Source organism: Xylella taiwanensis (genome assembly GCF_013177435.1).
GTDB lineage: Bacteria > Pseudomonadota > Gammaproteobacteria > Xanthomonadales > Xanthomonadaceae > Xylella > Xylella taiwanensis.
This window is the reverse complement of record NZ_CP053627.1, coordinates 742,419-761,798: the sequence shown is the minus strand read 5'-3', so window position 1 is coordinate 761,798 and position 19,380 is coordinate 742,419. Positions and strand designations below refer to the sequence as shown.

Here is a 19,380-nt window from a genome sequence, read left to right as displayed (position 1 = left end):
TTCGTCAAAAAAAGTTAACCCATCATCCACACATAAAACAAATACCCTGAAGAAACAGTCATTTTCCAGACAGATTCTTTCTCAATCAAAATATCCTGATTCACTGGCAACCCAAGCATAGATGCCAGCAAGCGGGGCACAACCAGATGAACGATAGCGGCGTTATTACACTGACACGGCATCAATATAGCCACGTTCTACACTTAGCAGCCCAATGAGACGCCTCATAAACAAGCGCAATTCTCCATCCAAGCTTTCAAGGCTTTCAAATGAGCCAGATATGCTATGGCGATGAAACGCAACACAATGCTGAAAACGATAAGATGATCAAGCATTTAATGATTGGACCGCTGCATATCACAGCAATCGCCATCATCATTGTCACGTGTTCTGCACCATTTCGATTGACTCTTGATGATCTGTTGGCATTGCCACTGTTTGCACGATCCGTCCATGATCCAAAATGACGACACGATCCGTACTAGCAATGGTCTCCGGGCGGTGTGCCACAATCACTTTGGTCAGTTTTAACTGGTGTACCGCCTCGTTGACTAAGCGCTCTCGCGTGACGTCCAAATGGCTGGTTGCCTCGTCCAGGCACAGCAACTTGGGGTGGCGGTAAAGCGCACGGGCCAAGATAACACGTTGCTTCTGTCCGCCGGATAGCGCACTGCCCATATCGCCGATCAACGCGTGATACCCCATTGGCATCGCGGCGATATCGTCATGGATTGCGGCTAACTTCGCTGCCGCTTCAATACGCTCCAGGTCGAAGTCCGGATCAAAAAAACTGATGTTATCAGCGACGCTACCCGCAAAGAGTTGATCATCTTGCATCACCGCACCAACAACCGAACGCACATTACGTGCGCCGAATTTATGTAAATCCCGCCCACCAATACGTATCGTACCTGTGGTAGGTTTCAGCAACCCAAGCAGCAACTTCATCAGTGTCGTTTTACCGCAGCCCGAGGCACCAATGATTGCCACCGATTCGCCCGCTGCGATTTTGAAGCTGCAATCTTTCAATATCCATGGTTCACCTTCACCATAGCGGAACGACAATCCATCCACTTCGATATCTGGTTCTTTTTTCGGTAGCTGCATTTCCGGCAATTCGTAGTCCTCCTCCGGAGAGGTCAAGACGATATCAGCCAACCGTTCGCCATGTAGGCGCAACATGCGGAACTCAACCCACTTATCAATCAAGCTAGAGATCCGCGAAGTGAACTGATCTTTGTAGGATAAATAGGCGATCAACATGCCGACCGAGAATACGTTGTCCAACGCCAATTTCGCACCTAACCAGATCACTCCGATGCGCTCCAGTCCGAACACAAGTTGGCTAGCGCTCGAGAAACCCAATGACATGCGTGCCAATCGCACTTCTTGGTTGACCGTGTTGTTGAGTAGGTTGTCGTAAGTAGAACGGCGTAGCGACTCTTCACCTGCCACTTTCAAACTTTGAATGCCACGTAGTGATTCCAGCAAATGGCTCTGCTGTTTTGCACCAACAACTAATTGCTGCTCGGTACAGTCGCGTACTGGCCAGTATGAAATGGCACGGATGAGCAGGTACAACACCACCGCTACCAATGTGACCAATGCCAGCTTCCAACTGTAAACGAGCATCAAACCCAGTGTGACGATCGTCATCAGCCCGTCAATAATCGCTTCAACGAAACTGGTGGTCAACGTTTTCTGGATCGATTGCACCGAAGACATGCGAGAAGTCAAGTCTCCAAGATGGCGCTTTTCGAAGTACTCCAATGGCAGCTTCAACAGATGTGCGAACACGTTAGCCATCCATTGCAGGCCAAGCCTTGACGACAGGTAGACCACTGACCAGCCACGAAACAAACCGATGGCGATCTGAAGCAACAGCGCCAATCCGAAGCCCAATCCCAGTACCACCAGCAGATCGCGATCAGCCGAGACCAATACCTGATCCACGACCCATTGCATGTAGAAAGGCGACAGCACTGCAAAGACCTGTAAAGCTAGCGACAATAACAGAATCTGGGCCAAAGCCCTCCACAATCCTCGGATCGGACCGGTCAACTGACGTGCTGAGATCGAAGGAGGTGCTTTCTGTTGCTTGAATTCGGTCGTAGGTGTCAATTCAAGGGCTATACCAGTGAAGTATTTTGACACTTCATTGAGTGAAAGCTTTCGCTTGCCGATGGCTGGGTCATAAATGGTGGCCTTAGTGGTACCGACTTTTGCCAGCACCACAAAGTGGTTGAGATCCCAGTGCAGAACGCAAGGCAGTTTAAGCTTATTCAGATCTTCCATATCCAGGCGCAGTGGACGAGTAGAAAAGCCAAGCTGTTGTGCAATATGAACCAGATGAGTCAGTTTGGCGCCTTTAAGGGATGAAGGAAAACGCTGACGAAGCTGGGATAGGCTCAGATGCTTGCCATGAGCGTTCGCTAGCATCACCAGCGAAGCCAAGCCACATTCACTGACCTCAGATTGCAAAACAGGTCTCATTTTAGATCCATTATGGTAAATTGACGCCTCAATGACATTTGAACAGCATCATCAAACATGATGAAAAATTTTTGTTAAAATGCAATCGAGTACATTTCAGGCGATTCATGTTAAAGCTTCATCTTAATATGTTGCAAGTTAAGTAATAGAATATAAAGAAATTTTCAAATTAAAAAGAAGAGGCGGCATCAGTTCTTAATACAGCCCCGCAAAATTCCAAAGAAAATCAACGCTCCTTATGATGGTTGATTTTTTCTAAGTCATTAAAATTTATATTTAAATTAGTAGTGTTAGTATTGAAAGTACAGTGTTTTTTTATGTTTCTATAATCCCTACATACCCTTTAGTATTCACCACCTTCACCGATTTTAACTAGGAACGACCATAAAACCAACACACCAAATCTTCAGGTTGGTTAATTTAGTCCTCGGGTGACACTATTTACATTCATATTTGACAACATTTTGACTGCAACCATTATTGGAAGCACAAGGTTGGAGATTGAACGCAACGTTTCCCCAATTCCAATAAAGAGCTATAACTCTAATAGCAACAGTTGTAACAACAGCTGCTCCTACAACTACGGCTCCACCAATTGCGCATCCAATAATAATTCCACAGCAACCATCCTCAACGTTTTCGATTTCCTGGAAAGAAAGTTCACGCATTTAATTAATACCAACAGTAAATATTAAGACAATGAAAATTAAGGGGAGATTGCAGGAAGCGATAAAGAGTCACTCCATTAACAACAGGAAGTTTTCATCTTAATTATGCTTAGATTACCCCGCATACCCCTTAATAATTCATCATCTCTGTCTATTTTGACTGAGAAAAACTATAAAACCAATACTTCGCTGAATTACTTCTTGAGTGATGTTATTTATTTATTACTTGAGTGATGTTATAAACATTTACACGTCGCACAAAAAACTCTTGTACGACGAGTTTTCCAAGATTATATCCCAAAAGGCTTGCACTGGATCCATCAGATTTAAAAGGAAACCCCCCAGACGACGGATAAGGGCTGAACGCAACAGGTGAAACAGGCGAAATAATTTCAGGGGAAGATATACCTGAGGAAACAAAGAATAAAAAGCCGCCATCAACGTTTTTTACTTCTTGGACAGAAAGTTCGCGCATTTGATTCATTTCCATGATCGATTATTATGAAAATAAGGAGGAAAGTTGCAGAAAGCTTTCATTTCATCTTCTTCCTTTGCTTGGATCATTCTGCATGCTCCTTAATGATTCATCATTTTTACTCAGATTTAGCAAGAACTGTTATAAAATAACGGCTCCAATTTTAAAATTCGCTGAGTTATTCCTTGAATAAGGTGATGTTATAGAGTGATCTGTTGGTCAATATTGTAAATATTTACGGTGCCGATAGAAACATGTCGGCTGGAAGTCCTTAGAAATCCAGTGCCAGTTCCAAAAATGCCTATTCCGGAGGAAATAGGTCCGGAGACAACAGGTTCTGGTATCGAAAGAGATTCAAACGGACGAGTTCTACTCGGAATAGATCCAAACGTAACAGATGAAATAGTCGCGTTTGAAAAACTCTCAGGAAAAAGAACAAAGAAAAAGCCACCACCAACGTTTTTGATTTCTTGGACAGAAAGTTCATGCATTTGATTCATTTCCATAGTCAGTTATTATGGAGATAATGAAAATAAGGAGGAGGATTGCAGAAAATAATAAAAAGCAACCCCATCAGGAGTAGGAAGTTTTCATCTTCCTTGCTTCAATCGCTTCTGCATGTTCCTTAACAATTCATCATCTTCCCCAGATTTAGCGAACGGCTATAAAACAACGCCCCAATCTTCAGACTGGTTGATGTATTTCCTGAGTGACGTTAATAACATTTACATTGTCGATATTAAGTGTTGGCCTGCTGTAAAAGGAAGATCCACCTCGACCAAAGTTTACCGCAATCGCCGTATTTCCGATCCCCAAAAATGCTAAAAAAGGATTTCTTGAAAAACCTCCATAATTTAAATTCAATATGTAAACGCCACCATCAACGTTTCCAATTTCTTGTGCAGCGAGTTCACGCATTTGATCCATTCCTATAAGTTGGTCTAACACAGCTTAATTTTGAAGAGTTGAAATTACATAAGAAAATAAAAAGGAAATAAATAAAATTAATTTATTCTTAGAAAATATCTCCTTACTTTCGAAGCTCAGCATCTTACGCATTTGCGTATAACAAAATAATACCTAAAAAACATACCCATTTATATATTCAAACCCATTTCATATTATTATTTGAAAAATCAATTATTACTAACCTTTCCTCGCAACGAGTACAATGGTTCGAATATCCATTCGATTAATCGACGTTTTTCGCTAAGAATATCAGCATCAATCAACATTCCAGGTTTTAAAGGTTCCTGCCGACCATAGGCTGTGATGGACTGTTGGGGAATCTTCACTATAACTCGGTAATACGGTTCGGCTTGTCGGGTATCACCGATTAATGCTCCAAGCTCACCTGAAGTCAATGCACTACGACTAATTCTAGACACTCGACCACGTTGATGACCGAATTTCTGATACGGATAAGCTTGGTAACGTAAACGAACCTCATCACCTTGCTCAATAAAACCAATGGCGCGACTCGGCAAGAGGAGTTCTGCTTCCAACTCACCATTTACTGGTAACAAACTCAACATTGGTTGCCCTGCCTGCACTGTTTGCTGAGGCTTGACAATCTGGGTAGCAATGACTCCATCGATTGGGGAAACTACAGAAAGCGCACCACGAGCCTCGGTTTCTACCTGTTCCTGCTCCAGTTGCGCCAGTTCGCGTCGGTAGTTTGCCTCGGAATTCTGATACTGCCCCGGCAATTCCCTTAAGGATTGTTGCAACTGAGCAATAGACCGTCGAGTCATGATGGCTTGGCGTTGCATTGCCTGCATTTGGCTGGTGTAGTCCAGTACGGTGGACTCCTGTTGTTTGATTTGCAGTGTGCCCACGTAACGCGCATCCTCCAACTGCTTCAAGCGCTGTAAAGTTTCGTTGGCAATCTGTATCTGTTTCTGACGAGTCGCAATCTCAATTTCGATCTGTGCCAACTCACGTTGTGCGGCACTCAGTTGCGCTTCAATGCCTGATGTTTGCGCGGATAGCACTTGCATCTGAGCTTGTTGACTCATCGACAACCCCTGCCTCCGCTCCTGTAACCGCTGTTCCAAGGCCCTGGTGGCATCACCACTGGTAACAGTAGTCCGCGGCACTGTCACCAATGCAAGTATCTGCCCAGAAAGTGCATTAGTTCCCTCGGACACTTTGATCTGGCTTACTGTACCCGTAGCAGGTGCTACTACCGTCACCAGTCCTTTAGATGACACGAGTTGCCCCGTTACGCTGGACCTACGGGTGTAAGTCCCTAAGCAGAGAAACAGCACAACTAACAGCGCCATCATGCTGGATGCCAGCACTAACAACCATGCTTTAATTGGTTGGATCAAAGAGATACCACCAAGCCAACTTGTGCGCTTTGCCTCAAGTACTTCTTTGCGGAACAGATCCTTCACTATTGATGGCTGTCACATTTTTATTGGAAGAGTTATATCAACTTCTCAATAAAAAATGCAAATCATATTTTCGTTAATTTCATTTATATTTTCTTCGCTATTACGCATATTGATTAGCAATTCAAATGGATTAACAGTTGATAGCCCATTCAGATGATGTGGATAGCAAGAATTTCTAACCTTCCAGTTCAGAGAACTTACAAAATAACCATTACGTCGTTCAATATTGATTTCATCTTTGCCCCCAACAGGTTGAACTACTTGTTGTACGGTCATTGATACACATCAATTGTCTGAATTTTTCAACGGTACGCGGCTTGACATTCCCCATCTGAGCCGGAATGTAAACACAGGTGCGTGCTACGAGATCAGGCTACGGCATCACGTGCTCCCTATCATCAGGCAAAGCGCTCTAGCACGTATGTTTTAACATCACTCCAAAGAACAGGGTTGATTTCATCATACCCTTGATTATCTCTACACTTCGAAAAATCGTGCCACGGACAATAAGCGGCTTATAGACAAAGATCCTTCAAACTTGAATGTGATGATGAGAAGTGAATCAGATTGCATATCAGCTAACGCAGCGCTGAGGCAGGCGACGCCGAATCAAGTCACGAGTTAAGACTCCAACCACTAACAGGTTGATCGCTAGGACGCTCCAAGAGGGCCACCCGGGATGATGGACAATCGCGTAGATGTCAAATGGCAAGTAGATCGCTGCCGACACGCAACCCAGGAGCGAGGCCCAAGCCTTAACCCGCCACAGCCCCCAGGATTCGATCAGGTGCAGCACGCCGTAGGCTAACATTGCGGCTGCGGCCAAATGCACCGCGTTGGGGTCGATCATCTTCAACAACGAAGGTAAAGCACCATGCTCTGGATCGAGATGGAGAAGCCGAATCAAATTGGATACGATGTTCTGCAGCGGCAACGGACCAAGTAGTTCTAGACCAGTAGCGCCAACCAACGTAAGCAAACCCTTAAATGCTTCCAATAGGGCGATGGCGTGAAGCCCCGGATGTGCGTGCGCATCGGGATTATAGGGTTTGTCAGTCATACTCGATGACCTCACTTTTTCAGCCAGTGCGACTGGCACGCTTACGATCGTTTTCGCTGAGATATTTTTTCCGCAAACGGATTGCCTGCGGTGTAACTTCGACCAGCTCGTCATCTTCGATGAACTCTAGCGCCTGCTCCAGGGACATCTTGATTGGGGGGGTCAGCGAGATCGCGTCGTCCTTGCCAGCAGCACGGATGTTGGTCAATTGCTTCTCGCGAAGGGCATTGACGGTCAGGTCATTATCCTTGGCATGGATGCCAACCAACATGCCTTCGTAAATGTCCTCACCAGCATCGATCAGCAAGCGCCCACGTTCTTGCAAGCCCATCAACGCATATCCAGGTGCTTTTCCATGTCCATTGGAGATCATGACGCCGTTGGGACGTTTGGCAATCGCACCATCCGCCTTCGGACCATAGTGGTCAAAGATGTGAAACAGTAGACCACTCCCAGAGGTCAGGGTCTTGAACTCAGTCTGAAAACCAATCAAACCACGCGCTGGGATGATGTAATCCAAACGTACGCGACCCTTGCCATCCAATTCCATGTTCGACAACTGAGCCTTGCGCGTGCCAAGACGTTCCATGACACCGCCTTGGTGCTCCTCTTCCACGTCAACCACTAACTGCTCATAAGGCTCCTGGAGTATGCCGTCGATTTCCTTGATGATCACTTCCGGGCGGGACACGCCCAATTCATAGCCCTCACGGCGCATGGTCTCAATCAACACCGACAAATGCAGCTCGCCTCGGCCGGAGACTTTGAATTTGTCAGGATCTTCGGTGTCCTCCACGCGCAACGCAACGTTGTGTAAGGTTTCGCGGGTCAAGCGTTCGCGGAGCTGACGGCTTGTCAGGAATTTCCCCCCTGAATACTCCTTCTGTCCGGCGAATGGCGAATTGTTGACCTGAAAGGTCATACTGATTGTCGGTTCGTCCACACTTAATGCTGGCAAAGACTCTGGAGCCGTTGGGTCAGTCAAGGTATCGGAAATACTGAGTGCCTCAATGCCAGAAATTGCAACGATATCACCCGCTTTGGCCTCTGCAACCTCATGACGCTCTAAGCCAAGGAAACCAAGCACCTGGAGAATTTTACCGTTGTGCTTATTGCCCATGCGGTCAATGACCGTCACCGGCATGTTGGTACGTACCTTGCCACGTTGAATACGGCCAATCCCAATGAGACCAACGTAACTGTTGTAATCCAATTGGCTAATACGCATCTGAAATGGGCCATGCAGATCCACTTGCGGTGGCTGGACGTGCTGCATGATCGCTTCATACAGCGGAGTCATATCGCCTACCCGTACATTCGGCTCCAAGCTGGCATAACCATTCAGTGCCGAGGCATAGACTATCGGGAAGTCCATCTGCTCCGACGTGGCACCGAGACGATCGAATAAGTCCCAGACCTGCTCAACAACCCAATCTGGACGCGCACCAGGACGGTCAATCTTGTTGACCACCACAATCGGTTTGAATCCCATCGCAAAGGCCTTCTGGGTCACAAAGCGCGTCTGCGGCATTGGCCCATCCATTGCATCCACCAACAGCAGGACTGAATCAACCATCGACAACACGCGTTCAACCTCACCACCAAAATCAGCGTGCCCAGGAGTATCAACAATGTTGATGCGGTTGCCATTCCAATTGATTGCCGTGTTCTTAGCAAGAATCGTGATGCCGCGTTCCTTTTCTTGGTCATTGCTGTCCATCACGCGCTCACCCATTTGGGTACGTTCGCTGAAGGTCCCAGATTGCTTAAGCAACTGATCAACAAGAGTGGTCTTGCCATGGTCAACGTGAGCAACGATGGCGATATTGCGGAGATTTTCTATGGACATGCGAAACGACCCGGGTCTGGCGCCCGTCGTGAGGAAGCTAGGAAAGGCGAGGATTATACCGGTTTAGATTAAATTCGCGTTGGACAATCACTCGTACAAGCAAACTAAAGCTATTCCAGACTTGCTACCGGCGTTGGTAAGGGGATCTGGACGAAGAAGCAACAATTGGTCCCCAGGTGTATTCTTATGCCCTTACTTCATGCGAAACCACTCATTTTAAGGAAAGGATCTGCATGCATCTCATTGCTCATTTCGATACTGCCCGCGGTCCGATCAAGATCAATCTATTCGCTGACAAAGCCCCTTTAGCCGTCGCTAATTTCGTCAATTTAGCCAAACGTGGCTTCTACGACCGCTTAAACTTCCACCGTGTGATTGCCAATTTCATGATTCAGGGCGGTTGCCCCGAGGGTTCCGGCCGCGGTGGTCCAGGCTACCGTTTCGAGGATGAAACCAACAATGGCGTGCGCCATGAGCGCGGCTCCCTGTCGATGGCCAATGCGGGTCCTAACACAAACGGCAGCCAGTTTTTCATCACTCATGTCCCAACCCCATGGCTGGACGGCAAGCACACGGTATTCGGGAAAGTACTCGATGGCCAGGACGTGGTCGACACGATTGCCCAGGGCGACATCATCAACAAGATCACGATTGAAGGCGATGTTGATGGTGCACTAGCCCTTAAAGCCGATCGCGTCATCGAGTGGAACACGATTCTTGCTACCTGATGTTGAACGTCCTTCTCGCCACGGGCAGCCTTATTCCACTTGTGTGGACATTCCCTCCCACAGTAATTGCCGTGTTCCCAAAGCATCCCCCCCCCCCCCCAGCTCTAAATCACTTCATTCAGCACAGAGAAACATCCTATGAAAGCACTTATTCGTGTTGCTGTGACCGGCGCTGCAGGCCAGATCGGCTACGCATTGCTGTTTCGCATCGCTGCTGGAGAAATGTTTGGCAAAGACAGGCCCGTGATACTCCAGATGCTGGAACTACCCAACGATACAGCACAGGCCGCACTTAAGGGCGTGATGATGGAGCTTGAGGACTGTGCGTTCCCGTTACTAGCCGGCATGGTCAGTACCGATAATCCAGAAGTCGCATTCAAGGACGCCGACGTGGCGTTGCTAGTAGGTGCCCGCCCCCGTGGCCCAGGGATGGAACGCAAAGACCTGCTACTGGAGAACGCCAAGATTTTTACCACCCAAGGTGCAGCCTTGAACAAAGTCGCTCGACGTGATGTCAAGGTACTGGTCGTTGGTAATCCAGCCAACACCAACGCCTACATCGCAATGAAGTCGGCCCCAGATCTGAATTCGAAGCACTTTACCGCGATGCTACGCCTAGACCACAATCGCGCATTGAGTCAGTTATCGACCAAGCTGGGTAAGCCTGTCGCCAAAATTGAAAAACTCATTGTGTGGGGCAATCACAGCCCGACTATGTATCCGGATTACCGTTTCGCCACCGCCGATGGCACTCTGGTCGCCGAGACGATTAACGACCAAGCATGGAACGCTAACAGCTTCATTCCCACTGTCGGCAAGCGTGGCGCCGCGATCATAGAAGCGCGCGGCTTGTCTTCAGCAGCTTCGGCAGCCAATGCAGCCATTGACCACATGCGTGATTGGGTGCTGGGCAGCAACGGCAAGTGGGTCACGATGGGAGTGCCATCGGACGGTTCCTACGGCATTCCTGAAGAGATGATATTTGGTTTCCCAGTCATGACAATCAATGGTGAATACACCATCGTCAAAGATCTGCCCATCGACCCCTTCAGCCAAACGTGCATCGACAAAACGCGAGCCGAATTGGAAGAAGAGCGTGCCAGTGTCGCCCATTTGCTGCGTTAATTGAGCTGTAGCAGCTACTGGGCGCCGACTGATATCCGGCGCCCATCGCTTCCTAATTTACTTGGAACATTGGCTTCCCTGGATTGAAACTGCTCAAGACATTCCGTCCTGACTTGGCAACCACACTGGCCGCAAGGCACCCACGCACGAAGACGTACCTTGCTATTAACAGTCAGATCAGCCCTTCCGCCTGTAAAGCAGCATGTACCCCAGGATCCGTCTCCATGCGCTGAAAGAACGCCTCTAACGCATCCAAATTAGAAAGATCTACACCGACCTTTTTAGCCCATCGCAGTGTCACGTAGAGATACGCATCGGCACCGGAACGCTGTCCGTTAGCAAGCCACTTGTGATGTTTTAAATGTGTATCAGCACGCTGGTACAACACGCGTAATTTCTGCCGAGCATTGTCCTGAGTGCGTGCGATCAGTTGTTGATCCTGCAAATAGGCAGTCCCCCCAAAGAGTGGCCAAAACGTGGGATGTACATCCGCATTGGCGAAAGCGATCCAGCGGTTGATCTCCGCCCTCGCCTGCGGACTACCATCGCCAGCCAACCCACACTCGGCAGGAGCAAGATCAGTAATGTAATTGAGAATAGCTGCATTTTGAGTCAGTACCCAGTCGTCCACTTGTAACGCTGGCACCGCACCTGCGGGATTCAATGCAAGGTATTCGGGTTCCTTCATACCTTTATGGTCGAGAACCTGCAGGTCGAACGAAAAACCAGCCCACCGCAGCAGAATATGGTCGGCCAAAGAGCAAGCGCCTGGCGAGATGTACAGCTTCATTAAAAGACTCCGTAGTAACAATAGAATTCAATTATGCGCGCTTATTTAAACCCGGAACGGACTTTTGATGAGGCGTGATGCTTTTCAGTCACTGTGTCAGTGCAACACCTGCAATCAAGAAAACATGGTCACCGCTCACGTTCATTTGGCAGGCATTGCATGAGTGTTAACTTAGGAATGGTCACAAAGCACTATCACCGCACATGATCTACTTACCGACTGTCGATGGGTCATCCTCAATGACACTCACGCAAACGCAAAGCGGGGCCAGACATCGTTTCGTTATCATTGGACAATGCTCATGTACACGGTGTATCAGGGATCCAATTCAGCTGGTGAGTGGCGCCACGCACCGCCTTTACGAGCGACCCATCACAGGACTTTGGAGACCACCAACAATGGTTGATTGGCATTGAACCTGGGCCGGACTGGCACACGCCTTCGCCCCACTTTCACACTTCATCACTCAACAGCATAACGATCATCCTGACTCATTCGCTCCCAATGCAGTATGTCAATATCAGCGAATACAAACGAAATCTGACATACCCTGGGTTGCACGTTGCCGCCATCGCTCAGCAGCAGCAAAGATAAACCCGTTGGCCTCACCGTCAGCGGTGGCACATCCTTCAAGATGTGGCTATCTGGCTAACGATGACCATCTCATCCAGAAGCAACACGCTGAGGCATCCAGCCTGCTTACATCGCCCATGAACTTCTGAATCGTCCAACGTATTGAATAAATCCGGCAAACCGATCAGAGAATCGGTCCGCAAAAACAAGTGCAGCAGTGGATGATGATGTATTAGGAGCAATCACTAGCGAACAGTATCGAAAAGAACACGATAATCCCGAATTCGACCAGGCATACGCACCGACAACGGATTAAAATTACTCGGCTTGGCATGATGGCAGGGTTCTGAAAGATATGTCGACCACACAATCTACACACTCACATTGGCATCCAAGCGGGGGGCATTATTAGCACGGGCACCCAAGCAACGAACGCAGCAGCCTGAACACACAGTTAGAGGATCACCCGATTCTCACTCAGCCGCCAGTGTGCTGGTTATCAAGCGCACACCGTTGTCGATCAGGACGACTACCCAGGCCGATCGTTACCTCATTCGAATCGGTATCCAAACCAATTTCATACCGGCGAGATAACATGTACCGGCCATTGAGTCACTGCATAAAGAAGCTCACGCATCACCTGCACACATCGCTCCACATCCGTTGATTCACCACCGTGTGCGCCCCATGATGCTGAGCCGTGACACGTATCGACCATCAGGCAGACACCGGCACCGGATCCAGGCGACTGCACTACATACCCAGTTAACCACTGGTAATGCACCAAGTGCTGCATGGGACGACGTTGATCCAGAATAACAGCCAATACCACCTGTCCGAGCAGATGCAACCAGTCCTGCACTACCAGCCAAAGCAAGCCCGCAGCCACAGGTGTTTAGGCAGATGATGCCTGCAAGTATGCGCATAACAGCAACATCCGTCAGAACTGCAGATATAGAATCCGACCACGGCTGTACCAACATCGGCATGCAACAACAAGGCATACCATGAATCAGCGACGATGCTGGACATACACGGTATCGACCAGTTCCGGAACACCACGCGCCCAGGTCACGCCCTGGATGCACGCGCCTGGAATCGCGCCGCTGCCCATGTCCGTTTTTACGTCCCGTCCTAGCAAGATGCGCTGCACGCCGCGGCGGGTGAGTTCTCCTGTTTCAGATCCAGCCAGCCCATGATTAGCGCGGGCAAACCGTTTACCCGTCCACCACGGCGGATAGCGTCCCGTCAGGTGCATTGCCACTTCATGCCCAGCGCACAGCGTCTTGCCCAGCTGATTACCCGCCGCCAGCAGCCGTTCGCGTACGGCGGCGCCCATCGCGTGAAACTGGCGCTGTTTCGGATAGGGCCGGTAGTCGGTCAGGCGATCGGTGCGGCGGCGGCGGGCGCGTTCCTCCAGCAGCAAGGCTAACGCCTGCTTCGGCGGCCAGTGCTGCAATGGCGGCATCAAGTTCAGCGTCATCGGTCTCTTTAAACGTGGAGTGCTCCGGTGACATGGGTTTCAGTGGGGATCAGCCGCGCCGCCAGCTTGTAAAACTCTGTCTTGCTCTTCTCACCCCAGGCCACCAGTGCGGGAACGCCACCGAGCATGTCGAATGCTTCTAGAAAGGCATGCTTCATCGCGGCGGTGTGCTTGTTCTTACTACCCACCGTCCTGCCGCTTGGATTGCCTGATTGCCCCTTTTTCCAAGCCATCACTCCGTCTCCAATGCGGCCAGTCGTTTTCGGGCCACCTGGCAATAGCCCGGTGATAGTTCCATCCCGATAAAGCGGTGCCCGGTGCGTAAGGCGGCCACGCCCGTTGTCGCACTTCCGGCGAACGGATCCAGCACCGTCGAGCCCGGCGGCACGATCCGCAGCAAATGCTCCATTAATGCCAGCGGCTTACCCACCTGATGCTGTTTCTCATGTGCGGTAACGTTAACGCTGAACACGCCGTCCAGAATCACGGGATGCGCTTTGGTATTTAGATGCCCGCGCGACGCCCACACCACATACTCGGCTTGGCTGCGGAACCGGCCCACATGAGGACGGCAGGCAGGCGTCTTGTCCCACACCACAATGCCTTGCCACACCCAACCGGCACTTTGCACCGCGTCGGTCAGCGTCGGCAACATGCGCCAGTCGATAAAGACTAACAACACGCCGCCAGGGCGGGTCACGCGATGGCACTCAGACAGCCATTGACTGGACCAAGCCAGGAAACCGCGATGGTCGCGGAAGTCACATTCAAAGTCTGGAAACCTACGTTGAGTATCGGAGTTGAGGTATTTGTCGCCCGTCGATTTAAATCGATCCGCCATTCGCATCCCCCCGGAGCAATACGGTGGGTCGGTCATCACCGCATCGACACTGGCGCTCTCCAGTTCGCACAGCAATCGCAGCGCGTCTCCCTCGTGAAGGGTATAGGCCGCCGCTGGCGTGGTGCTCATGTCCATGCGTTCACTCCGGCTCCAATGCGCCGCACCCGTCGGGCTGCCAGGCTTGATCACGGCTAGCCGCCTGGGTCCACGCCGCAAGACAACGCACTTGAGCGGCGCAGTGCGCATAGGCCACACGCCATGACAGCGCATGCTCAAGCACATCACGCACCGTCGCCACACGCGGCAGCACTGGCTCCTCGCAAGGGCGTAATAATTCCTGTGGCGGGGCAGCCACCTCAACGCGGCTCTGGACGACCGTGATCGTCTTGACAGGTGCTCCCGTCGAGCAGGCACCCAAGCACGTCAGGCACATCAGTATCCAGAAAGGTTTTAGCCTCATCGTGCAAATGCTCCAGGTGGGTGAGGCGCTGCCGTAAAACGCGGTCCCGGGAGGTGATCCGGTTTAAATCCGTATGCAGGCCCGCAAGGGCGTGCCTGTCGATCTCGCGTAAGGAGCGCAGCCGTGCAATCGCTTCATCCTGATCACGGTTAATCGCGATCTGCTGCTCCAAGGTGCTTTCCACACGGGCCAGTTGCTGCGCCAGGTGCGTGGCACGCTGCGCTAACTGGCTACGTTCAGACCACGCCAGCACCGCATGACCGATCAGCGCCACTAGGGCCCCAATCATCGTGTACTCGATCAGCAGGCGCACACTGGGCAGATGCTGACGCATCCGGCGTATCCGTTTAACGATCATCAGAGGGTCTCTTTTTAGAACTCATTTTTGGGGAGATGCAGTGTTGGATGAACTCCAGACTATTGGAGGTGCCGATCAACCCAGACACCCCGACCGTGGCAAACGTGATGGACTGGCTCATGTCGAGCGCGTCACACCCCCACATGACACATAAGCCCACCAGCCCCGCGCTGAGGGTTTCAACCAACACCCGCGAACACAGCAGCTTCCCGCCTTCATCAAGCGTGCGCATGCAATAGCCCAGCGTTCCGGCCATCATCGCCAAGCCCACACAAAACAATTCCTTCCATAGGGGCATGTCGGTGAGGTCAAGCACGCCGGTCCTTCACTGCATGACGCTGCTGCTTCCGCTTTGCAGCATGCGCGGCACCCAGTTCCTGCGCTAACGCGCGCCAGTCCTTGCCTTCAAACAACGCACGTTCGACGGCGCGCCGTATGATCAAGCCGTCAGAGATACAGCCACCGGCGTATTTCCACACTTTGAACTGCTCCGCCGCGCCTGTGACATCTCCCGCATTGAGCTTGCGCAGCAACGTTGAGATCCCCAAATTCCCCAAGCCGATGTTGTAAGCCAGCGAGACCAGCGCATCGAATTGATATTGGGTGACAGGCACGCGCAGCCTCCGACGCACCCCCGGCACGAATTCCTTAGACATCCGGGTGTGAAAGCGCGTCTCGGCTTCTGCCTGCGTAATCCTCAAACCAGGCACCACGCTAGGCCCGGTATCACCATAGCCAATGGTCCACTTGCCACCCGGGCATTTGTACGAGGTCAGCTTGCACCCTTCAAAATATTTGATGAGGGCGATGCCTTCGGTTCCTAGGTTCATAGCCGTTCTCCGCAACGCAAAAAACCGCCCGGAGGCGGTCTGTGCTCAATAAAAAAAGCCCTGCGGGTGCACAGGGCTTGGAGGGAAATCGCGCGATGGCGGCAAAAACAAATGTGCGGGATCACCACTCAGGCGCGTAGATTAGGGGGGAAAGTGCGGCAGCATCAATGCCGCACTACGCTACATCTCAATAACACGCACCACATGAGGATGTAACGACTTATTTCTGGCGCGGCCTATGCGCTTCCACGTAGGAGCGTAGTACCGCATTGATGCGCGTCTGATAGCGCTTGCCGGTGTGGCGGAAGAAGTTCAGAACGTCTTCATCAATGCGCAGCGAGATCAATTTTTTTACATGCGGGAAGTCGACGGCCTTCGCCCAAACGGCATCCGGTTTGAACGGCGCATCGCTTGTGTCGATCTGATCGTCAGGCATCGCGGTTAATGCAGCCAGTCGCGTCTTTTGTTCGTCATTCAAAACTGGAGGATTATTTGGGTCAAGCGTTAGCTTCACGGTATTGCTTTTGCTCATGAGAAAGCGCCCTTCGTGCGGAAATGATGCGGATAGTGTCTTCATGCCTGACGGTGTAGACCACGTACAGCACCGCTGTATAGACCTGTCCGATAGTGGCCCAACGATCTTCCCCGTAAGCCTCGCGTCCGTCGTAGCTTTCAATACGCCCACCGTCAAGAAAAACACGGGTAGCATCCTCAAAAGCGACACCGTGCTTTTGCAAATTCAGTGCCGCTTTTGCAGCATCCCACTCGAGTTTCATACAGCAATTATATCTACGTTCGTAGCTACATACAATTGATGGAGAATATAGCCTTAACCCTCACGCCGCTTCCCTACGCAATGCCTCGTGCAGCTCCAAGGCGGCCTGTCGTTCCGCGTGGCGCATCTGCTCCAGCAACCACTCGTACACGCCACGCCATCTCCTGCGGTATGCCGCCTCATCCCGGCCAATGGCCGCCGCACGCCTACAGTCGCTCATCGCAACAATGCCGCTACCGTTACAGACATCACACACCTTGAGCAGTGCGCCCACACGCCGTTCCCCCCGGCCATAGCAAGAGGGGCACAAAGAAGGCTGCGCCATCTCCGAGATGACCGCCGCGACCAGGGCGGGCAGCATGTCCAACGTCGTTTGTGGCCAGAGGCTGTCTTTGACCTGCTCCAGCCGTAACGCGGCACGGTCACGTTCGGCACGTTGCGCACTGGTCACCGGACCGCTCCAGCCCAAGCACGCCTTGGCAATGCCTAGATCGGTGCGTGCTTCGGCCAAGCGTTGCTGCTGGCGCTGGATCTCTCGCACCACCAGGGCCACGTCCGTATCGCGTAAGTGGCTGCGCCGCAACGCCGCGCCATCTGGCCACCAGCACGCTTCCAGCACATCACGCCCTAAACCGGCAGGCACTAACGCCAGTCCATGCGCAATGTCCTGTGCGGTGAGATCGGGCGTGCCGCCGTGGGGCACGCCGTACCGGACCGTGCCCGGGGTAAGACGGGCCAGTAATTCACCAGGGTTGCTCATTGCAGAATTCCTGTTGTTTACAGTCGGACACGGTGACCTCGATCAAACTTCCCTGCCTGCGGATTTGGTTGGTCACCGTAAAAGCGCTCGTGCGGCGGCTTTGAGGCGTCTCGCCCATTCAATAATCAATGCGGACCTGTCCACTATTGAGGGGCGGGTGCTGGCGTGGCTGGCCGGTGAGCAAGGCAAACTGCACGCCTTCAGCGCCTTTGACACCTGCCAAGGCGTGGATGGGCTGTGGTATAGCGGCGCGGCCATCACGGAGGCGGCACGGTGCGGCGCGCCCATCGCCCTGCATCGTGATGCCCAGGGGGAGCCGGTCCGACAAGGCCCGGATCTGTACAAGCGGGCCTACGCCCAATCTTTCGGGATCGCCCAAGAGGCTGTGACCAAGCAGCAGCGCCACATCGGCAAAGTGCAAGAACTGGCGCTGGGCTATGGCGGCGGGGTGGGGGCCTTCGCCGCGTTCGCCGCCCTATACCGCATTGACCTAGATGACATGGCCGCACAGGCCCACGCCACGCTGCCGCCGGTGCTGCTCCAGGAGGCCGCTCGCGCCCTGGAATGGACCAGGGACACCCAGCGCCCCACCTTCGAGCTGTCCGAGCGTGCGTGGTTGATGTGCGATGTGTTCAAACGCGCCTGGCGTCAGGCCCACCCAGCGATCGTCACCTTCTGGAGTGATGTGCAGGCCGCCGCTGTACAGGCCATCACCCACCCCGGCACGGTCCGCTCCTGCCGCCGCTTGAAGCTGCACTATGCCAATGCCTGGTTACGTATCCGTCTGCCGTCCGGACGCCTGCTCCATTACCCAGCAGCGAGAGTAGATGCGGACGGGGCCCTGTCCTACATGGGACCCCACCCCGCCACCCGTCAATGGACCCGGATCGCCACCTATGGCGGAAAACTGGTCGAGAACATCACCCAAGCCGTGAGCCGTGACGTGCTGGCTGCCTGCATGCCGCGCATTGAGGCCGCCGGGTATCAGATCGTGCTGACGGTGCACGACGAAATCATCACCGAAGCGGCAACCCACAGCGCCTTCAATGCCGGGCACCTGGCGGCGCTGATGACCACCGCGCCCGCCTGGGCCGCCGGGCTGCCGCTGGCCGCTGAAGGCTTTGAAACCCAGCGCTATAGGAAGCACTAGCCCATGAACGTATTACATGAACGCAGCATCGAACGCTATTTAGTGGCGCGAGTCAGGGCCAAAGGCGGTGAAATCCGCAAGGTGAAGTGGATCGGTCGTCACGGCGCGCCCGACCGCATCGCCATGCTGCCCGGCAGCACCCTGTGGATCGAACTCAAAGCCCCCGGTGAGCAGTGCAGGCCACTGCAACTACGCGAGCACGAGCGCATGCGCCGTATGGGGCAGCGCGTGGAAGTCGTCGATTCCTTTGAAGGCGTAGATCAGGTGCTGCAATGACTCAGAAAAACGCTTTGGCAATGAGCGTCGCAACGCCCGCCACAAGAACACCAAACATCCACTTGAGTAGCAGCATTTCGCCTTTTATTTCAGCGAAACCTTTATCTATTTTCGATTCAAGCTTCAGCTCCAACTCGCGCAGATCGGCCTTTGTCGCAAGTTGTTGCAGATGCGTTTCGAAGACCTCCGCTAACGCTTCGGCTTGTGCCTCGGCGTGCGCAGGAGGAACCCCCGCGTTTTTAAGCTGGTTAGCAAAACTCAATGTATCGAACGCCGCTAATGCCACG

The 19,380-nt window shown here is 51.9% G+C and carries 26 protein-coding genes; 4 read left to right on the top strand and 22 right to left on the bottom strand.

Features of this window, described 5'->3' with window-relative positions; all coding sequences use genetic code 11:
- Positions 1–381 precede the first annotated feature (381 nt).
- The 9 genes from PLS229_RS03240 to typA all read right to left on the bottom strand — a co-directional run bounded on the left by PLS229_RS03240 (position 382) and on the right by typA (position 8,944).
- Positions 382–2,493: a peptidase domain-containing ABC transporter gene (locus PLS229_RS03240; protein ID WP_038272702.1), complete on the bottom strand. Its 2,112-nt coding sequence runs from the start codon at positions 2,491–2,493 to the stop codon at positions 382–384.
- A gap of 437 nt (positions 2,494–2,930) precedes the next feature.
- On the bottom strand, positions 2,931–3,161 hold the full coding sequence (locus PLS229_RS03235; RefSeq protein ID WP_152536657.1) for a hypothetical protein: 231 nt from the start codon (positions 3,159–3,161) through the stop codon (positions 2,931–2,933).
- Between the two features lie 211 nt (positions 3,162–3,372).
- A complete protein-coding gene (locus tag PLS229_RS03230) occupies positions 3,373–3,636 on the bottom strand; it encodes a hypothetical protein (protein WP_081755482.1) in 264 nt (87 codons plus the stop codon).
- Between the two features lie 200 nt (positions 3,637–3,836).
- Complete coding sequence (locus tag PLS229_RS03225) at positions 3,837–4,127, bottom strand: hypothetical protein (protein ID WP_230428171.1); 291 nt, start codon at positions 4,125–4,127, stop codon at positions 3,837–3,839.
- A gap of 193 nt (positions 4,128–4,320) precedes the next feature.
- A complete protein-coding gene (locus PLS229_RS03220; protein WP_230430678.1) occupies positions 4,321–4,554 on the bottom strand; it encodes a hypothetical protein in 234 nt (77 codons plus the stop codon).
- Positions 4,555–4,772: 218 nt separating this feature from the next.
- Positions 4,773–6,035: an HlyD family secretion protein gene (locus tag PLS229_RS03215; RefSeq protein WP_038272708.1), complete on the bottom strand. Its 1,263-nt coding sequence runs from the start codon at positions 6,033–6,035 to the stop codon at positions 4,773–4,775.
- A gap of 45 nt (positions 6,036–6,080) precedes the next feature.
- Positions 6,081–6,311, bottom strand: coding sequence for a hypothetical protein (locus tag PLS229_RS03210; protein ID WP_152536658.1), 231 nt, complete (start codon positions 6,309–6,311; stop codon positions 6,081–6,083).
- Positions 6,312–6,609: 298 nt separating this feature from the next.
- Positions 6,610–7,095 carry a DUF2127 domain-containing protein gene (locus PLS229_RS03205; protein WP_038272710.1) on the bottom strand — a complete coding sequence of 162 codons (486 nt, stop codon included), beginning with the start codon at positions 7,093–7,095 and terminating at the stop codon, positions 6,610–6,612.
- A gap of 19 nt (positions 7,096–7,114) precedes the next feature.
- Positions 7,115–8,944, bottom strand: a complete 1,830-nt coding sequence (typA, locus tag PLS229_RS03200) for a translational GTPase TypA (protein ID WP_038272712.1) — start codon at positions 8,942–8,944, stop codon at positions 7,115–7,117.
- A gap of 233 nt (positions 8,945–9,177) precedes the next feature.
- Here typA and PLS229_RS03195 point away from each other — a divergent pair, with 233 nt between their 5' ends.
- Both PLS229_RS03195 and PLS229_RS03190 read left to right on the top strand, forming a co-directional pair.
- Positions 9,178–9,672 carry a peptidylprolyl isomerase gene (locus PLS229_RS03195; RefSeq protein WP_038272714.1) on the top strand — a complete coding sequence of 165 codons (495 nt, stop codon included), beginning with the start codon at positions 9,178–9,180 and terminating at the stop codon, positions 9,670–9,672.
- A gap of 138 nt (positions 9,673–9,810) precedes the next feature.
- Complete coding sequence (locus PLS229_RS03190; protein ID WP_038272716.1) at positions 9,811–10,797, top strand: malate dehydrogenase; 987 nt, start codon at positions 9,811–9,813, stop codon at positions 10,795–10,797.
- Between the two features lie 172 nt (positions 10,798–10,969).
- Here PLS229_RS03190 and PLS229_RS03185 read toward each other — a convergent pair whose 3' ends face one another.
- From PLS229_RS03185 to PLS229_RS03130, 12 genes are all read right to left on the bottom strand, one after another.
- Positions 10,970–11,587, bottom strand: a complete 618-nt coding sequence (locus tag PLS229_RS03185) for a glutathione binding-like protein (protein WP_038272719.1) — start codon at positions 11,585–11,587, stop codon at positions 10,970–10,972.
- Positions 11,588–12,737: 1,150 nt separating this feature from the next.
- On the bottom strand, positions 12,738–13,049 hold the full coding sequence (locus PLS229_RS03180) for a hypothetical protein (RefSeq protein ID WP_038272721.1): 312 nt from the start codon (positions 13,047–13,049) through the stop codon (positions 12,738–12,740).
- A 123-nt stretch (positions 13,050–13,172) separates the two neighbouring features.
- Entirely contained in the window at positions 13,173–13,643 is a 471-nt protein-coding gene (locus PLS229_RS03175) for a terminase large subunit domain-containing protein (RefSeq protein WP_051482379.1), read from the bottom strand.
- A gap of 8 nt (positions 13,644–13,651) precedes the next feature.
- The gene (locus tag PLS229_RS03170; protein ID WP_038272724.1) at positions 13,652–13,876 is read right to left on the bottom strand and encodes a DUF5681 domain-containing protein; all 225 of its coding nucleotides are present in this window, start codon (positions 13,874–13,876) and stop codon (positions 13,652–13,654) included.
- Positions 13,876–14,613 carry a DNA-methyltransferase gene (locus PLS229_RS03165; protein WP_038272739.1) on the bottom strand — a complete coding sequence of 246 codons (738 nt, stop codon included), beginning with the start codon at positions 14,611–14,613 and terminating at the stop codon, positions 13,876–13,878. The genes PLS229_RS03170 and PLS229_RS03165 overlap by 1 nt, the downstream gene beginning before the upstream one ends.
- A 10-nt stretch (positions 14,614–14,623) precedes the next feature.
- Positions 14,624–14,917 (bottom strand): Rz1-like lysis system protein LysC, encoded by a 294-nt coding sequence (gene lysC / locus PLS229_RS03160; RefSeq protein WP_236632890.1) that lies wholly within the window; start codon positions 14,915–14,917, stop codon positions 14,624–14,626.
- The gene (locus PLS229_RS03155; RefSeq protein ID WP_038272730.1) at positions 14,841–15,302 is read right to left on the bottom strand and encodes a hypothetical protein; all 462 of its coding nucleotides are present in this window, start codon (positions 15,300–15,302) and stop codon (positions 14,841–14,843) included. The genes lysC and PLS229_RS03155 overlap by 77 nt, the downstream gene beginning before the upstream one ends.
- A complete protein-coding gene (locus tag PLS229_RS03150) occupies positions 15,292–15,618 on the bottom strand; it encodes a phage holin family protein (RefSeq protein WP_038272732.1) in 327 nt (108 codons plus the stop codon). The genes PLS229_RS03155 and PLS229_RS03150 overlap by 11 nt, the downstream gene beginning before the upstream one ends.
- Complete coding sequence (locus PLS229_RS03145) at positions 15,611–16,132, bottom strand: lysozyme (protein WP_114867080.1); 522 nt, start codon at positions 16,130–16,132, stop codon at positions 15,611–15,613. Before PLS229_RS03145 ends, PLS229_RS03150 begins: the two co-directional genes overlap by 8 nt.
- Positions 16,133–16,352: 220 nt before the next feature.
- Positions 16,353–16,664, bottom strand: coding sequence for a BrnA antitoxin family protein (locus tag PLS229_RS03140; protein ID WP_038273331.1), 312 nt, complete (start codon positions 16,662–16,664; stop codon positions 16,353–16,355).
- Positions 16,630–16,908, bottom strand: a complete 279-nt coding sequence (locus PLS229_RS03135) for a BrnT family toxin (RefSeq protein ID WP_038273333.1) — start codon at positions 16,906–16,908, stop codon at positions 16,630–16,632. The genes PLS229_RS03140 and PLS229_RS03135 overlap by 35 nt, the downstream gene beginning before the upstream one ends.
- Positions 16,909–16,968: 60 nt before the next feature.
- Positions 16,969–17,667 (bottom strand): hypothetical protein, encoded by a 699-nt coding sequence (locus tag PLS229_RS03130; RefSeq protein ID WP_114867079.1) that lies wholly within the window; start codon positions 17,665–17,667, stop codon positions 16,969–16,971.
- On the opposite strand from PLS229_RS03130, the gene PLS229_RS12135 reads away from it, so the two are divergent.
- Positions 17,624–18,817 carry a DNA polymerase family A protein gene (locus PLS229_RS12135; protein WP_230428169.1) on the top strand — a complete coding sequence of 398 codons (1,194 nt, stop codon included), beginning with the start codon at positions 17,624–17,626 and terminating at the stop codon, positions 18,815–18,817. The two genes, PLS229_RS03130 and PLS229_RS12135, sit on opposite strands and share 44 nt — an antisense overlap.
- Before the next feature lie 3 nt (positions 18,818–18,820).
- On the top strand, positions 18,821–19,093 hold the full coding sequence (locus PLS229_RS03120; RefSeq protein ID WP_114867070.1) for a PDDEXK family nuclease: 273 nt from the start codon (positions 18,821–18,823) through the stop codon (positions 19,091–19,093).
- Position 19,094: 1 nt separating this feature from the next.
- On the opposite strand, the gene PLS229_RS03115 is transcribed toward PLS229_RS03120, so the two are convergent.
- Entirely contained in the window at positions 19,095–19,379 is a 285-nt protein-coding gene (locus PLS229_RS03115) for a DUF1640 domain-containing protein (protein ID WP_114867078.1), read from the bottom strand.
- Between the last annotated feature and the right edge of the window lies 1 nt (position 19,380).

Excerpts from the sequence above, each read along its gene's own strand:
- PLS229_RS03135 (WP_038273333.1), bottom strand. The coding sequence starts at position 16,908 with ATGAAACTCGAGTGGGATGCTGCAAAAGCGGCACTGAATTTGCAAAAG.
- PLS229_RS03205 (WP_038272710.1), bottom strand. The coding sequence starts at position 7,095 with ATGACTGACAAACCCTATAATCCCGATGCGCACGCACATCCGGGGCTT.
- PLS229_RS03140 (WP_038273331.1), bottom strand. The coding sequence starts at position 16,664 with ATGAGCAAAAGCAATACCGTGAAGCTAACGCTTGACCCAAATAATCCT.
- PLS229_RS03210 (WP_152536658.1), bottom strand. The coding sequence starts at position 6,311 with ATGACCGTACAACAAGTAGTTCAACCTGTTGGGGGCAAAGATGAAATC.
- PLS229_RS03220 (WP_230430678.1), bottom strand. The coding sequence starts at position 4,554 with ATGCGTGAACTCGCTGCACAAGAAATTGGAAACGTTGATGGTGGCGTT.
- PLS229_RS03235 (WP_152536657.1), bottom strand. The coding sequence starts at position 3,161 with ATGCGTGAACTTTCTTTCCAGGAAATCGAAAACGTTGAGGATGGTTGC.
- PLS229_RS03175 (WP_051482379.1), bottom strand. The coding sequence starts at position 13,643 with ATGACGCTGAACTTGATGCCGCCATTGCAGCACTGGCCGCCGAAGCAG.
- PLS229_RS03190 (WP_038272716.1), top strand. The coding sequence starts at position 9,811 with ATGAAAGCACTTATTCGTGTTGCTGTGACCGGCGCTGCAGGCCAGATC.
- PLS229_RS03120 (WP_114867070.1), top strand. The coding sequence starts at position 18,821 with ATGAACGTATTACATGAACGCAGCATCGAACGCTATTTAGTGGCGCGA.
- PLS229_RS03130 (WP_114867079.1), bottom strand. The coding sequence starts at position 17,667 with ATGAGCAACCCTGGTGAATTACTGGCCCGTCTTACCCCGGGCACGGTC.
- PLS229_RS03195 (WP_038272714.1), top strand. The coding sequence starts at position 9,178 with ATGCATCTCATTGCTCATTTCGATACTGCCCGCGGTCCGATCAAGATC.
- PLS229_RS03155 (WP_038272730.1), bottom strand. The coding sequence starts at position 15,302 with ATGATCGTTAAACGGATACGCCGGATGCGTCAGCATCTGCCCAGTGTG.
- typA (WP_038272712.1), bottom strand. The coding sequence starts at position 8,944 with ATGTCCATAGAAAATCTCCGCAATATCGCCATCGTTGCTCACGTTGAC.
- PLS229_RS03185 (WP_038272719.1), bottom strand. The coding sequence starts at position 11,587 with ATGAAGCTGTACATCTCGCCAGGCGCTTGCTCTTTGGCCGACCATATT.
- PLS229_RS03240 (WP_038272702.1), bottom strand. The coding sequence starts at position 2,493 with ATGAGACCTGTTTTGCAATCTGAGGTCAGTGAATGTGGCTTGGCTTCG.
- PLS229_RS03225 (WP_230428171.1), bottom strand. The coding sequence starts at position 4,127 with ATGCATGAACTTTCTGTCCAAGAAATCAAAAACGTTGGTGGTGGCTTT.
- lysC (WP_236632890.1), bottom strand. The coding sequence starts at position 14,917 with ATGTGCCTGACGTGCTTGGGTGCCTGCTCGACGGGAGCACCTGTCAAG.
- PLS229_RS03230 (WP_081755482.1), bottom strand. The coding sequence starts at position 3,636 with ATGCGCGAACTTTCTGTCCAAGAAGTAAAAAACGTTGATGGCGGCTTT.
- PLS229_RS03170 (WP_038272724.1), bottom strand. The coding sequence starts at position 13,876 with ATGGCTTGGAAAAAGGGGCAATCAGGCAATCCAAGCGGCAGGACGGTG.
- PLS229_RS03165 (WP_038272739.1), bottom strand. The coding sequence starts at position 14,613 with ATGAGCACCACGCCAGCGGCGGCCTATACCCTTCACGAGGGAGACGCG.
- PLS229_RS03145 (WP_114867080.1), bottom strand. The coding sequence starts at position 16,132 with ATGAACCTAGGAACCGAAGGCATCGCCCTCATCAAATATTTTGAAGGG.